Raw genomic sequence first — 13,324 nt, forward strand, 5'->3', positions numbered from 1 at the left:
TCCGTTAACGATGCGGTACCATGTCGAGTCTCGGACTCCGGGGGAAAACTGTGTTGATCAAGTCTCGTTTGTTGTGCGCGTTGTTGCTGGCAATCGCTCCTGTCATTTTTGCTCAATCCAAACCAGATGAGAAAAACTCAACCGCGGCGACTGTCCCCAGTGCCGGAGACTCCGCGAACATTTCGCCTGCCCAGCGTGCCTGGGAGAAGAAATTTCAGGACGGCATCGTCCCCGCGAACATTCGCGAAAACATGCGCCGCCTCAGTGCTCGTCCTCACCATGTGGGATCTCCGTACGACAAGGACAACGCAGAATGGATCTTGTCGAAATTCAAGGACGCCGGCTTCGATGCCCGGATCGAAACATTTCATGTCCTATTTCCGACCCCAAAAGAGCGGGTGCTCGAACTTCTGGAGCCGACCAAATTTCGCGCCAGGCTGCAGGAACCTGTTCTGGCTGTCGATCCAACGTCGGGCCAGACTGCGGAGCAGCTTCCCACTTACAACGCCTACTCGGCCGATGGAGACATCACCGCGCCTCTGGTCTATGTGAACTACGGCAACCGTGAGGACTACGAACAGCTTGACCGGTTGGGGATTTCAGTTAAGGGTGCGATCGTAATTGCCCGATATGGTCATGGCTGGCGCGGCATCAAGCCGAAAGTCGCAGGCGAGCATGGCGCCATTGGCTGCATCATCTATTCCGATCCTAAAGGGGACGGATACGTCAACGGCGATGACTACACGAACGGAGGTTGGCGGCCGCGCGACGGCGTGCAGCGGGGCAGCGTGATGGACACCGATTATCCCGGCGATCCATTGACGCCCGGAGTCGGCGCAACCGCGGATGCGAAGCGTCTCGACATCAAGGATGCCAGGACAATCACCAAGGTTCCCGTGCTGCCAATTTCTTATTCGGAAGCACTTCCGTTCTTGTCCGCGCTGAAGGGCCCGGTGGCTCCGGAGAATTGGCGCGGCGCATTGCCCATCACCTATCACGTCGGGCCTGGGCCAGCCAGGGTTCACCTCAAAGTTGCCTCCAACTGGGACCTTAAGCCCATCTATGACGTGATTGGAACCTTGCACGGAGCGAATGATGCGCAATGGGTAATTCGTGGCAACCATCATGATGCGTGGGTGAATGGCGCGGACGATCCGATCTCCGGCCAGTCTGTAATGTTGGAAGAAGTGCGCATGCTCGGGGAGTTGCACCGGCAGGGCTGGACGCCGTCGCGCACCATCATCTATTGCGCATGGGACGGCGAAGAGCCGGGGTTACTGGGATCGGTGGAGTGGGTGGAAACCCATCTCGCGGAATTGCAGCAACACGCGGTCGCCTACCTCAACTCCGACAGCAATCAGCGTGGGTTTCTCGATACGGGAGGCACCCAGGATTTGCAGTCCTTCATCAGCGGCGTCGCTCGCGACATCCAGGATCCGGAAACGCACATGACCGTGTTCCAGCGTTCCCACCTTGCTGCGATCGCGGATGCGAAGAATGCTGAGGAACGCGCCGACCTTCGCAAGCGAAAGGACCTGGTAGTCGACGCGCTCGGCGACGGTTCCGATTTCACCGCTTTTCAGGATCTGGCGGGGATTTCCACGCTGAGCATTGAATTCGGCGGCGAAAGTGATGGCACGCAATACCACTCGATCTACGACGATTTCTACTGGTACACGCACTTTGTCGACACCGACTTTGTGTACGGGCGCGCTCTGGCGCAAACCGCGGGCACAGCGATGATGCGCCTGGCGGATACCGCCTTGATCCCGTTTGACTACGCTCCGCAGGCCGAAGCGATCGCCAAATACGAAACCGAGTTGGAGAAGTTATTGAAAGACAAGCAGGACGAATTCGCCGAGACCAACCTGCAATTACAGGAAGGCGTCTTCACGGCGACGTCAGACCCGCGGCGCCCAACCCTGCCTCCGCCCGCCGAGACCGTTCCGCCTTTCATGAATTTTGCGCCCATGAAGAATGCGATTGACCTGCTGAAAAAGAGTGCCGACCGTTATTCCAAGGCACTATCGAGTTGGCAGCAGAAAGGATCGCCGGATCGCTCTTCGCAATCGCTCGCGGCAGTTAATGCGGACCTCCTCAAAGTCGGCCGTTTGTTCCTGAATGAAAAAGGACTCCCCGAACGTCCCTGGTTCAAGAATCAAATCTACGCACCGGGCGCCTACACCGGCTACGGAGCCAAACCAATCGCCGCCGTCCGCGAATACATGGACGAAAAGAAATGGAAGGAAGCAGAAGCGGAAGTTCCACAGGTATCCCAAATCATCGAGCAAGTTGCCACCGGAATCGACAAGGCTGCTGCGTCCCTTGAAAAGGCTGTCGCCGAGACACCGTGATTGTTTGGGGAGAGGGAAGAAGTGGCCACCAGCCATTCGACAGGAACGTGGCAACGATTCGGATTCAAACCGATTAACATCCCAGATCCAGGGAACACCCATAAAAACCGGCCCCACCCAACGCCTCCGTGCGAGACCGGCGCAAAACACCCATCGCTCCGGGTGCACAATAATCCCTACTAGCTTGCTAGACTATGTGATACTGTTGCCGTCCCAGGTGACGCCCCCTCTCCTGAGTAAATCCCAGAACCCAAGCCTGGCAAGCCTTTCCAGGTAACGAGGTCCCAATGATTCTCTCCGGCAGCAATCGCTTCCTCGGTTTCGTTTTCATGATTTCTTCCCTGTTTGTGAGTTCCGTGATGGCTGCCGATGCGCCGGCCGGTTCTCCCCAGGATGTGTTGACCTATCACTACAACAACCTGCGCACCAGTTGGTACTCCGCCGAAACGCAGCTCAATGCTAGTAACGTCAACCCAACCAAGTTCGGGCTACTCAACACTGTTGTGCTTGACGGGCGCGTGGATGCCCAGCCGTTGTACGTTTCGCAGCAGACCATTCTGAACAAGGGCGTGCACAACGTCGTCTATGTCGCGACCGAGAACAACAGCATCTACGCCATCGATGCGGATACAGGAAAGTCTCTCTGGCGTAAGAATTTTGGAAAGCCTGTGCCGTATTCCTACAAAAGTTTCGACGACAACGTGTTTCCAGTGATGGGCATTCTGAGTACTCCCGTCATAGATCGCACCCTCGGTAACTTGTACTTCGTCACCGATACCTACAACGGGAAAACCGACACGTTTCGTTTGCGAGCGATCTCGCTGTCTTCTGGACAGGCGGCAACCAAGCCCGCGGTAATCAAATTTTCTGCCATCCTGGCCGATGGTTCCATGTGGAAGTTCAATCCCAAATTCCACCTGCAGCGTCCCGGTCTTCTCGAAGCGAACGGCGCGATCTACGTGGCTTTCGGCAGCAATGGCGATATCAATCCAGACCAGTCGCGAGGCAGCATTGTTCGTTACAACGCCACCTCACTTCTGCCGATGGGCGGAGATGTAACCGATACATGGGACCCAGTCCACTCGACTTACTTGTTGTCTTCGATCTGGCAGTCAGGCTATGCGCCGGCGGCGGATGCGAACGGCGACGTGTATTTCTCGACCGGCAATAGCGATCCCGGCTTTGCTTCGTATTCCCAAAGCTTCAATCATCCGGACAGCATTGTCCATATGGCTGGCGACCTGAACAGCCTGGTCGACAGCTTTACGCCCAGCAATTATTTTCAGCTCGATCAGTCCGATCTCGACTTGGGTTCGGCAGGTATGATCCTTCTTCCTGATCAGCCCGGTTCCATACCCCATCTGGCCGTGGGCGGCAGCAAGGATGGCCGCGCGTTCCTGATGAATCGCGACCACCTCGGCGGCTACACCCCGAGCGGCCCGGACAACGTGATCCAGACCGTCAACCAGGGCAACTGCTGGTGTGGACCGGCATTCTACGTCGGTGCCGATGGCAAGAGCTACGTTCTCACCGCGGGAGGGAACGGCGTGACCAGTTGGCAATTGCAGACCAGTCCCTCCGTGAAACTCACTGCGAAGGGGACCACTGGAACTTTCTATACCAATGGCCTCCCTGATTTTGGCGGAGTCATTCCGGTTGTCTCTTCCAACGGCACGGCGGCCGGGACGGCGATCGTGTGGTTTATTCAGAAGCCGCAGTTTTCCTCGGACAGTGATCCAGGCGCGCCCCTCACGCTCCAGGCCTTCGACGCCACGAACCTGGTGACTCCGCTGTTCACCGCGCCGGCCGGCACATGGACGCATGCGGTCAACAGTAACGCCAACACCGTGCCCACGGTGGCGAACGGCAAAGTCTATATTGGCAGCAACAAGCAATTGCAAATCTTCGGGCTCCTTCCTCCGAAAAATGGTCTCGCCCGGGCCGCGCTCCCGCAGAGCATCGCGACCTCGACTCCGGATGTGGTTACATGTGCGCCAGGTGCAACTGCAGCCACGGCACTTGGTTCTTCGAGTTCCTTGCATCAGATTTACGGAACGGTATGCAAAGCGAGTGGGTCTGAAGTGCAGCTCTCGTTGCGAAGCGGCCGGAGCATTGCGATCGACATCAGCAATGCATTCGCGCGCCATCAACGGGTCGCGCTCACTCCTGGACGAAACGTTCGCATGAATGTGACCGTCGATGAAAAAGGCACGGTCCATGCCGTGAAGGTTTCTCCGGCACACACATTGTCGCCGTTGACTCCAAAAGACCGGTAAACCCAAAGGTGGCCTGGGACATTCACGCCACCCGATCAACACCAAGAAAAAGGCCCCCATCTCCCGCAAAGAGATGCGAGAAATGGGGCCTCCGTCCGCGCAGGCTGAAGGTCGACCTTCTGCCCACTACTTACTGGTTGGTAACGTACGCCAGGAAAATCGGCGCCGCATCGCTGTTTCCGTTCGGGATCGCTCCATTCTTCTTAATGCGGGTTTCATCTCCGGACATGAAGAATCCACTGAGGGCGCCCTGCAGGGGGGAACGTCCGCCAACGACGGTCTGGTTGTTGGTGTCGTTCAAGAAAAACACGACGAAGTAGTAGTCGTTCAAGGGAGAGAGCGCGCCCTTGAGCGCATCGAGTTTGATGTAGCACGGGTTCGTCGTGGACACCGGCTGGTTAGGGCACACCGACGGGCTGGTTAGATTGATGCTCGGATTGGAAACCAGGCCGAGCGTCAGCTTCTTGGTGCCTAGATTGGCGCCGCCGCTGCGCGCAGTCTTGTAGAGGACCATGTTGCCGATGTCCACCGTGGATCCTCCGGTGAAGACCAGCGTAAACACGTTAGTGGCGGCCTTGATGCCCAGGAAGGAAGATCCGGGAATCAGGACTAACTCCGAGAATCCCGCCCAGTTATTGCTGCCGCCGTTGATGGTGCCCACGCCTTCGCTGATGTTTGCGAGCGCCGCCTGGGGAGCATCGGTTTGCCCCACAGAGTATGTCGCCATCAGGAACATCAGCAACACCGACGCCGTGAATTTGCAGAAAGTTTTCATCGTCAATCTCCTATTAGAATTTTTGTCGTTCCGTTTTGAGTACGGTTTCCGATCGTGGCGCGTCCACTAGTTCGTCATGACGTACATGAGGAAGTTGGGTGAGCTCCCGTTGTTTCCAGTGGGGACGGACTGACCGACAGTGAGATGGGTCTGGTCGGATTGCGTGAACCATCCGCTCAGGCTGCTCTGCAGGAACGGCGGGTTCGAAGCACCGATCGCGGTGTTGTTCGGGTCGTTGGCAGTGAAAAAGAGGACCAGGTAATAGTCCGACAGAGTGGAGAGCGGAAAGGTAACCGGGTCCAGCCGGACAATGCAGGGATTGGATTGCGATGGCTGTATTGCACAGACCGTGGCGTTAGATAGAGCAATGCTCGGATTCGAAACGCCGCCCCGCTTAACAGGAGTGACGGCCGTGATATTCAGCCGGCCTCGCGGGGTCGTGTAAAGAACCATATTGCTGACGTCGGCGGTGGTGCCGCCAGTGAAGCCGAGGTAGAAAACGGTGGTGCCGGCTTTGTTGACGACGGGAATGACTCCAGCGCCGCCGATCAGGCTGAGCGAGGAAAACCCGCCCCAGTTGGTGTTAAATCCAGCCGGTCCCACGATACCGCGAACGATGTTGAGCGGCTTAACCACGGCTTGTTGTGCATCCTGTGCGGCAGCAGGGAGCGAGATTGCGGACGCCATGAGCATCAGCATTGCGAACTTGTACAGGGTCTTCATTTCAGTGTCTCCGTAATTCGAAATTTGTATTTCGTTTTCGAGTCCGTAAGTCCGTCTACGCCTGTTCGAGCGCAATTGTCGAATTGGCGCGTGCGGCCTAGTTCGTCATGACGTACATCAGGAAATTGGTTGCGCGATCCGCCCCGCCGGGAAGAGATTGACCGACTGTAAGGTGAGTCAAGTCTTGGCCTCCGAAGAAAGTAGAGCCAAGAGTGCTCTGTAAAGTGCGGGGTTGGGCGGCGCCCAGACTCGAGTTGTTTGTGTTGTTCGTGAAGAACACGATCAGGTAGTAATCATTCGCAGGTGCGAGCGTAATCGAAGTCGGATCGAAACGGACGATGCAGGGGTTGGCTGTCGAAAGCGGCTGCGTTGGACAGACCGATGTATTGGTCAGAATGATACTCGGATTGGAAACTCCACCCAGCTTAACCGGCGTCACTGCGGTGACCTTCAAGCTGCCGCGTGCGGTCGTGTACAGAACCATGTTGGTGATATCCGCCTCGGTTCCGGCGGTAAATCCGAAATAGAAAACGGTCGTGGTGCTGGTGATGGGGTAGAGGCCAGAACCCGGAATCGCATCGAGCAGTGAGAAATTCGCCCAGCTGTTATCGGATCCGATCGGCCCGGATACGCCGCGCACCAGATTCTGGGGCTCGGCATCAGGTCTCGGAGTGTGTGACTTCTGCGAAAACCCGGACACTGTGATTGCAAACAGCATCAGTGTAAGGGTCGCGATTTTCTGAACGGTATTCATGGAATCTCCTTGAATGATTTGTGGCGCAGTTACCCAACGCATGCCGGCTCTTTCGAGCCGACGTTCTGGGAGTTACACGGACGGCCATGCCCACACACAGTCGTCTTAGTTTTGGAGGTTGTGACCGATCTTGAGGTACTTCAGGTCCTCAGAACTACCAAGGCGAGGTAGGGGATCCTCGTCTGCGGCATTCTATACTCTCTGCTCTGACGGTTGGGTCAAAAAAAGGAGAGGCCCGAGATTTTGTTCCGCTTATTTGCATGGTTGCAAATTCATGCACTCTCCCGAGGTCTATAACGATTGTGGATGTGAGTGTCTGTGACCGATGCCTGGAAAACGCGATCGCGACTTCTGAGGGACTCTCTCTTGAAATGGCGATCCAGTCAATGGATTGCAAGTAACGCGTTTCTGACGTGTGAATGACGAGGCAACGTGATTAGTCGCATACAGTTACGGCGGCTTCTGCCGCGCCTTGAGGATAGGAAGAAGAAGGGCTCTCTGCGGTTCCTTCAAATCGGCGAACATCGAGTGTAGGGAGAGTCCTAATAGAGCCGGAAGTTGACTTCGATGTTGACCAGGACAGAGACGGCTTGGCCATTCATCCTGCCTGGCTCGAAACGCCATTGGCGGACGGCATCCCAGGCCTTTTCATCGAGGCCCAACCCGAGGGAGCGAACGACGCGAACGTCGCGAGCCCTCCCGTCTTCGCCAACGACAACGCTCAGGACCACGACTCCCTGATACTTCTGCTGGCGAGCCTCATCGGAGTATTCGGGTTCGGGATCGTAGAGCACACGCGGCGCGCTGACTCCGCGACCCACGAAGTAGGGACCGCCGCCGAATCCGCCTCCCCAGCCATTGCCCACTCCCGGCCCTCGGCCCGGTCCGACTCCTCCGCTATCGCCGATCCCGATTCCGCCGTTGGCTCCGGGGCCATTGGAAGATGCGGCTGAAATGCGTGAGTAAGGATCGCCGATCTGGCTCGTCTGCGAGAATGACAATTCGGGTGGTCCAACCACGGTGGGCTCAGCAGAAAGCTTGGGCTGCTCATTGCGCACGATGATTGCGGGCGGAGTGATTTGCGCCCGGTCAAAGCGCGGGGGATTGCCCTTCGACGCTGGATTCTGATCCTGGTCCCCGCCACTACCACCGCCACCAGTATGATCAGGGGCGGCCGGAAAAACATATGCGCGCAGGTCGGTAACGACGACGGAATCTACCTGGGTTCTCGGGTGGAGCGTTTGCGCTGTCCAGATACCCGACGTGACCAGGAGAGCAACCACAAGAGTGTGCGCTCCCAGCGATGCCATGAAACTGCTGCGCTGAACGGGATATAAACCGTATCCGGAGCGGGTCAGTGTGGGCAGGATGGCAGTCAGGGGCGTTCGCTCGTCCTGAGGAATTGTGGGGATAGCGCGAACTCGCGTGGACTTCTTCAAATCGGCAGGCACCGTTTGCATCATCAGGTCGGCTTTGAGCTGAGCTTTAAAACAAGGTCTGGGAAGCGTGCACAGACCGGCAGCGACGTTGAGCAACTTGCCGACTTCGGGATCACCCGCGGGCGATTCCCAATTGTTGTTCGTCAGCAGAGCTTCGATTTCAGCATCGAGTCGATCAACCAGTTGGCGGTCAGACATAGCGACTCCTCATTTGGGTCCGAAGATTCTGCAAAGCGCGAAACTGTAACTGCTTGATGGCGCCCTCGCTGCGGCCTAACTCGTGCGCAATTTCCCGCAGGCTTTTCTGTTCGACAAAGCGCCGGCAGATCACAAGTCGCTGGTCGGACGGCAGTTCGTCCACCAACTGAAACAGCATCAGGTTCTCTTCGGTCCGGGCATCGACTCCCGTTTCGTCCCAATCGTTCTGCGGAACCTCGGATTGCTTTCCAAATCGTCGCCAGCGCTCGGCGAGGCGGTTGCCGGCGATTCCCAGAAGCCAGGCCGCGAACGGAACGCCCTTCCACTCAAAACGCGCGAGAGTGCGGAGAGCTTCGTGGAAGACTTCTGCGGTCAGATCTTCGGCGTCCTGGCGGCTCGGAACGCGGCGCGCGATGAAGGCGTAGATGCGGTCGAAATTATTCTCATAAAGTTCGCCAAAGTCGGCTGGGTCGCGCTGCGCTGCCGCGATTTGACGCTCTTCATCCGTTACAGTTTCAAGAAGTTTCAAAACGTTCTCCCGCATGAGCCGTTCTGACTGGATAATCGTGGGATGCGGGCAAAAGGTTACGCAGGCAGAGAAAAATGATTGTTACTGCGACTTAGGATGGGCGGTCGATCTATGGCTCGGGAGGGCCGGACGGACTGTTGTCGAGGGGGGCGAGGGGCAGGCGAGCTGCTCCGCTGAGTAGTTCGCGTTCGTGGTCGGAGAAGCTACTCTTGTAGCGCTCGGAGTTGATTCGATCCTCGCGCTGTTCCGGAGTCAGGTCGCGCATCTCGCGGACGGCGGACGTGAGCAGGCGCCGGCGCGGAGGCGGTAGCTGCTGGATCTGCTTGAAGAGCCCTTTGGCCTGTTGTTTCTGTTCGTGCGTGAGGTGCTCCCAGGTCTCCATCCGGCTCAACATGCGTTCCTGTTGCTGCGGAGGCAGGCTGGAAAACCGTTGCAAGCGTTGCAGGAGCTGTGCCTGGCGCGCGGGGGGCAGTTTCTGGAATTCGGGATCGTTCTGCAGTGCCTCGCGCTGCTTCTCGGGAGGCAGGTCCTTGTAGCGGCGCAGCCAGTCTCCGGAGTGATTCTGCGCGGCACGTTCGCTCTGCCTCTCGGCTCGCTGCTGCTGCCGCTGTTGTATCTTCTGTTGCCGCCGAGCATGCAGGCCGGGACTCTGGGCAAACGCCGGAGCCGCGGCTAGACACAGGCCAGCCAGTGCCGCGATCACGAATTTTGTCCGCCCTGATAACACCGGGTTGCTCCTGTTAATTCTTACGGATTCGCTGTGACGTCGTTCTGAACTTGCAGCTCATCGAGCACATCAAAGTCGGCATACAGGTCATCATTTTTTTCGAGCGCCTGCAAATCGCCTACCGCTGTTCCGGGTGCTGCAGGAAGGCCAGGCACGGGGATGACAATGGCTAACTCCTGCGCTGGGCCTGGAAATAGCATGTCGCGATTGCCGATGACGAGTGCGCCCACAATCATCAATGCTGCCGCCGAAAGACCAAATGCCGGCTGCCGCAGCCAGTGAAGCCATCCGGCTGCCGGACGCGCCTTTTCTTCCCGGATGCGCGCGCCCAGGCGCGTATCAAAATACGGGCCGGGATCGGGCGCTCCCCATTGGTCGAGCAGCGCCATCGTCTGCCGGAATCCCTGCAACTTCGCCGCACACGAAGAACAGGAAGCCAGGTGCGTCTGGACATCAGGCGTCCCCTGGTCCATGCCGGCGGCCACGTCGGGCAACAATTCACGTACTTGCATGCAATTCATACTGCGTCCCCTATTTCGCCAAAACCAATTCTCTTAACTGTTCGCGCAGCGTTTCGTAAGCGCGATACAACAGCGACTTCGTCGCGGACTCGCTCAACTTCAATACGTCGGCGATTTCACGATAATCCATTTGCTGATACTTATGCATGATCACGGCCATGCGCTGGCGTTCCGGGAGCGCCTGCACTCTTCGCCGGATCGCGGCCATACGTTCCCGCCGCAGCATCTGTTCTTCAACGGTTAAAGAGTCATCTGCCAGGTCAGGAGTCGTTCCAGTTTCCTGATCGGGCTCGTCGAGCCGCACCGTGTTTTCTGCACGCTCGTGGCGCGTATCGCGCGCGTGGTTCACGGCCAGGTTGGTCGCAATCCGGTAGAGCCAGGTGTTGAACTTCGCACTGGCCTCATACTTTTCGCGCGAGCGATAGACGCGCAGAAAAACTTCCTGCGCTAATTCTTCCGCGGCGGCGGGATTGTGGCACATGCGGTACATGAAGCCGACCATCTGCCGCCGGTATTTCTGAACCAGAAACGTGAAGGCGGACTCATCACCCGTCTTGACGCGAAGCATGATCTCGGCATCGGTCGTCAGTTCCGAAGCTCCAGCAATCACGGTCGGCAGGGATCCTCCCGTGGTCAGCAGTGCTCGATCGATGGCCATGCTGCTCACAGGAATTGGAACCCCAGGCGGAGGAGAAAGTTGCGCCTGGCCCGGAGACTGTCGAGGCGTAGAAGTGCCTTCTAATGAATCAGTTACACTGCGAGCGCCCGGGGCGTCGGAGGCTGGCATGGCAGGAAAGCTCTCCAAAGGCTATCTGGAGGCGGGAACGGGGTCAAGATGCGGGATGGGTACCAGTCGTGCAAACCGAAATCGCGTGGCCGAGTAGAAGTTCGAAAGAAACCAACCGAAGCAGATGAGCAGGAAGCGATGGTGGGCGCTATAGGATTCGAACCTATGACTTCCACCGTGTGAAGGTGGCACTCTACCGCTGAGTTAAGCGCCCGACCGCGGAAGGTTCCTAAATTCTACAACATCACCCGCGACAGTGTCCTCGGCGGTCTCCAATCCGCTGCAGAAACCCTCGCGGTGGCCGCTGTTCTAGACTGGTGCCTCCGGACTTTCACCGCAGATCAAGCTCTCCCCAACCCGCTACACTTGAGCGATGGCAACGGACTCGCTTACTCGCCTCCAGGATGTCCGGCGCGGGATCGCGCTCGAATACCTCACCATCGGATGGAACCTGCTGGAGTGTTTGGTCGCTCTGATCGCTGGCTTCACCGCGGGAAGCGTTGCCCTGGTTGGCTTCGGCGTGGATTCAGCAATTGAAAGCGCCTCCGGTTCAGTGCTGCTCTGGCGGCTCCATGCCGAGCGGCGTGGGAGTCACGTTGAAACCATCGAACGCAAGGCTCTCAAGCTGGTAGGTCTGAGCTTCTTTTTGCTCGCCGCATACGTGGCCTACGATTCAGTTGTGACCCTATTCGAGCGAAAAGAACCCGAGCGGAGTTTTGTCGGAATCGTCCTGGCGATAGTTTCGCTGATCGTGATGCCGCGGCTAGCCCGCGCAAAGCGGAGAGCGGCCGCCAACCTGAATAGCGCAGCCCTGCTGGCCGACTCGCGGCAGACCTCGCTTTGCGCGTACCTCTCAGCCATTTTGGTAGGTGGACTGGTTTTGAACGCTGCACTCGGCTGGTGGTGGGCCGATCCGATTGCAGCCTTGGTGATGGTGCCCATCATCGCCAACGAAGGTAGGGAAGCCATGAAGGGCGAACCCTGTGCAGACTGCCACTAGCCACAAACCCCTAAGCTGCCGGCGCCGATGCTACCAACGTTGATGTGAGCGCACCAGGTCACTGAGCCGAGCGGACCGGCAGAGTGATCGAGTGACACTCCAACTGCAACCCCACAACGATGAAAAGAAACGATCCCGCGAGGAAGGAAGAAACCACAGAAGGCCAACCGACACCGGGAAGTAGTGTGCCTTCGTTTGCTGTGCTCGACAAGTAAGCAAATTCCGGCTCGCGGAGATGCTAAGATTTCCGATCAATGGCCATTCGCCGCAAAGCCAAAAAGTTAGTGGGCACGGCCGTCAAAGCTGTGCGCGCGCGCAAGGTTGACCATCGTGATGGGACGGAGCTGGTCATCATCACGGGCATGAGTGGTTCAGGGAAGGCTTCGGCGCTGAAGGCGTTCGAAGATCTGGGCTACTACTGCGTCGATAACCTTCCTGTCGATCTGATTCCCCGTTTTGCGGAACTGGCGTTGCAGTCGGGCGAAATTCCGCGTACTGCGCTGGTGGTGGACGTGCGGGAGGGGACGCAGTTGGAGCGCTTGCCCGCGATTGTGAAGTCCATCAAGCGGATGATTCCAACGCGGGTGATTTTCCTCGAAGCGAGCGACGCGTCTCTGCTGCGGCGATTCTCCGAGACTCGCCGGCCGCATCCGCTGGGCACCGATACTACCGTCAAGGCTTCGCTGACTGCTGAGCGGCGGCACTTGCGATCCTTACGCGCGATTGCCGACCTGGTGATCGATACTTCGAAGTTCAATGTGCACGAACTGCGTTCGCATTTGACTGATCGTTTCAAACAGCATTCGGGAAGCAACCAGACCATTCTTGTGTCGTGCGTGAGTTTTGGATTCCGCCATGGTGTGCCGGACGATGCCGATCTGGTGTTCGATGTGCGCTTTCTTCCCAATCCACATTTTGTGCCCGAGTTCCGGCCGCTGACCGGACGGCATCCGCGGGTTGCGAAGTACATACGATCGTTTCCGCAGACGCAGGAATTCATCAACCGTATTTCGGATCTGCTGGTGTATTTGTTGCCGCACTATATCCGCGAAGGCAAAAGTTATCTTACGATCAGCTTCGGCTGCACCGGCGGACAGCACCGCTCGGTGATGATCGCGGAGGAAGTCGGCAAGCGGCTGCGCAAGGCCGCTTACAAAGTAAAAGTCACGCACCGGGACATGCCGAAGTAGGTGGGCGCCCGGCGTGCAGACTTCCATATAGAATTAGTCCACACGCATGGC

General features: G+C 57.7%; 12 protein-coding genes and 1 tRNA gene. 4 read left to right on the forward strand and 9 right to left on the reverse strand.

Going from position 1 to position 13,324, the window contains the following annotated elements; genetic code table 11:
- Nucleotides 1-20 precede the first annotated feature (20 nt).
- Both HY010_22985 and HY010_22990 read left to right on the forward strand, forming a co-directional pair.
- A complete protein-coding gene (locus HY010_22985) occupies nt 21-2,354 on the forward strand; it encodes a M28 family peptidase (protein ID MBI3478603.1) in 2,334 nt (777 codons plus the stop codon).
- 287 nt (nt 2,355-2,641) lie between these two features.
- The gene (locus HY010_22990; GenBank protein ID MBI3478604.1) at nt 2,642-4,630 is read left to right on the forward strand and encodes a PQQ-binding-like beta-propeller repeat protein; all 1,989 of its coding nucleotides are present in this window, start codon (nt 2,642-2,644) and stop codon (nt 4,628-4,630) included.
- 130 nt (nt 4,631-4,760) lie between these two features.
- Here HY010_22990 and HY010_22995 read toward each other — a convergent pair whose 3' ends face one another.
- From HY010_22995 to HY010_23035, 9 genes are all read right to left on the reverse strand, one after another.
- Entirely contained in the window at nt 4,761-5,405 is a 645-nt protein-coding gene (locus tag HY010_22995) for a hypothetical protein (protein MBI3478605.1), read from the reverse strand.
- Between the two features lie 66 nt (nt 5,406-5,471).
- A complete protein-coding gene (locus HY010_23000) occupies nt 5,472-6,128 on the reverse strand; it encodes a hypothetical protein (GenBank protein MBI3478606.1) in 657 nt (218 codons plus the stop codon).
- Nucleotides 6,129-6,225: 97 nt separating this feature from the next.
- Nucleotides 6,226-6,882, reverse strand: a complete 657-nt coding sequence (locus HY010_23005; GenBank protein ID MBI3478607.1) for a hypothetical protein — start codon at nt 6,880-6,882, stop codon at nt 6,226-6,228.
- A 542-nt stretch (nt 6,883-7,424) separates the two neighbouring features.
- Nucleotides 7,425-8,192 carry an energy transducer TonB gene (locus HY010_23010; protein ID MBI3478608.1) on the reverse strand — a complete coding sequence of 256 codons (768 nt, stop codon included), beginning with the start codon at nt 8,190-8,192 and terminating at the stop codon, nt 7,425-7,427.
- Between the two features lie 319 nt (nt 8,193-8,511).
- Nucleotides 8,512-9,048, reverse strand: coding sequence for a sigma-70 family RNA polymerase sigma factor (locus HY010_23015; GenBank protein ID MBI3478609.1), 537 nt, complete (start codon nt 9,046-9,048; stop codon nt 8,512-8,514).
- Between the two features lie 109 nt (nt 9,049-9,157).
- Nucleotides 9,158-9,751 (reverse strand): DUF3106 domain-containing protein, encoded by a 594-nt coding sequence (locus tag HY010_23020; GenBank protein MBI3478610.1) that lies wholly within the window; start codon nt 9,749-9,751, stop codon nt 9,158-9,160.
- 44 nt (nt 9,752-9,795) lie between these two features.
- Nucleotides 9,796-10,287: a hypothetical protein gene (locus tag HY010_23025; protein MBI3478611.1), complete on the reverse strand. Its 492-nt coding sequence runs from the start codon at nt 10,285-10,287 to the stop codon at nt 9,796-9,798.
- Nucleotides 10,288-10,306: 19 nt separating this feature from the next.
- Complete coding sequence (locus tag HY010_23030) at nt 10,307-11,083, reverse strand: sigma-70 family RNA polymerase sigma factor (protein MBI3478612.1); 777 nt, start codon at nt 11,081-11,083, stop codon at nt 10,307-10,309.
- Nucleotides 11,084-11,222: 139 nt separating this feature from the next.
- Nucleotides 11,223-11,297: transfer RNA gene (locus HY010_23035), tRNA-Val, on the reverse strand.
- Nucleotides 11,298-11,456: 159 nt separating this feature from the next.
- Here HY010_23035 and HY010_23040 point away from each other — a divergent pair.
- Nucleotides 11,457-12,083: a cation transporter gene (locus tag HY010_23040; GenBank protein MBI3478613.1), complete on the forward strand. Its 627-nt coding sequence runs from the start codon at nt 11,457-11,459 to the stop codon at nt 12,081-12,083.
- Between the two features lie 254 nt (nt 12,084-12,337).
- Nucleotides 12,338-13,273, forward strand: coding sequence for an RNase adapter RapZ (gene rapZ / locus HY010_23045; protein MBI3478614.1), 936 nt, complete (start codon nt 12,338-12,340; stop codon nt 13,271-13,273).
- Nucleotides 13,274-13,324 lie beyond the last annotated feature (51 nt).

Source organism: Acidobacteriota bacterium, assembly GCA_016196065.1.
Lineage (GTDB): Bacteria > Acidobacteriota > Terriglobia > Terriglobales > Acidobacteriaceae > Acidiflorens.

What these genes read in the sequence shown, in the direction of transcription:
- rapZ (MBI3478614.1), top strand. Translation starts at nt 12,338, where the DNA reads ATGGCCATTCGCCGCAAAGCCAAAAAGTTAGTGGGCACGGCCGTCAAA.
- HY010_23025 (MBI3478611.1), bottom strand. Translation starts at nt 10,287, where the DNA reads ATGCAAGTACGTGAATTGTTGCCCGACGTGGCCGCCGGCATGGACCAG.
- HY010_23000 (MBI3478606.1), bottom strand. Translation starts at nt 6,128, where the DNA reads ATGAAGACCCTGTACAAGTTCGCAATGCTGATGCTCATGGCGTCCGCA.
- HY010_23030 (MBI3478612.1), bottom strand. Translation starts at nt 11,083, where the DNA reads ATGCCAGCCTCCGACGCCCCGGGCGCTCGCAGTGTAACTGATTCATTA.
- HY010_22995 (MBI3478605.1), bottom strand. Translation starts at nt 5,405, where the DNA reads ATGAAAACTTTCTGCAAATTCACGGCGTCGGTGTTGCTGATGTTCCTG.
- HY010_23010 (MBI3478608.1), bottom strand. Translation starts at nt 8,192, where the DNA reads ATGGCATCGCTGGGAGCGCACACTCTTGTGGTTGCTCTCCTGGTCACG.
- HY010_22985 (MBI3478603.1), top strand. Translation starts at nt 21, where the DNA reads ATGTCGAGTCTCGGACTCCGGGGGAAAACTGTGTTGATCAAGTCTCGT.
- HY010_23040 (MBI3478613.1), top strand. Translation starts at nt 11,457, where the DNA reads ATGGCAACGGACTCGCTTACTCGCCTCCAGGATGTCCGGCGCGGGATC.
- HY010_23005 (MBI3478607.1), bottom strand. Translation starts at nt 6,882, where the DNA reads ATGAATACCGTTCAGAAAATCGCGACCCTTACACTGATGCTGTTTGCA.
- HY010_22990 (MBI3478604.1), top strand. Translation starts at nt 2,642, where the DNA reads ATGATTCTCTCCGGCAGCAATCGCTTCCTCGGTTTCGTTTTCATGATT.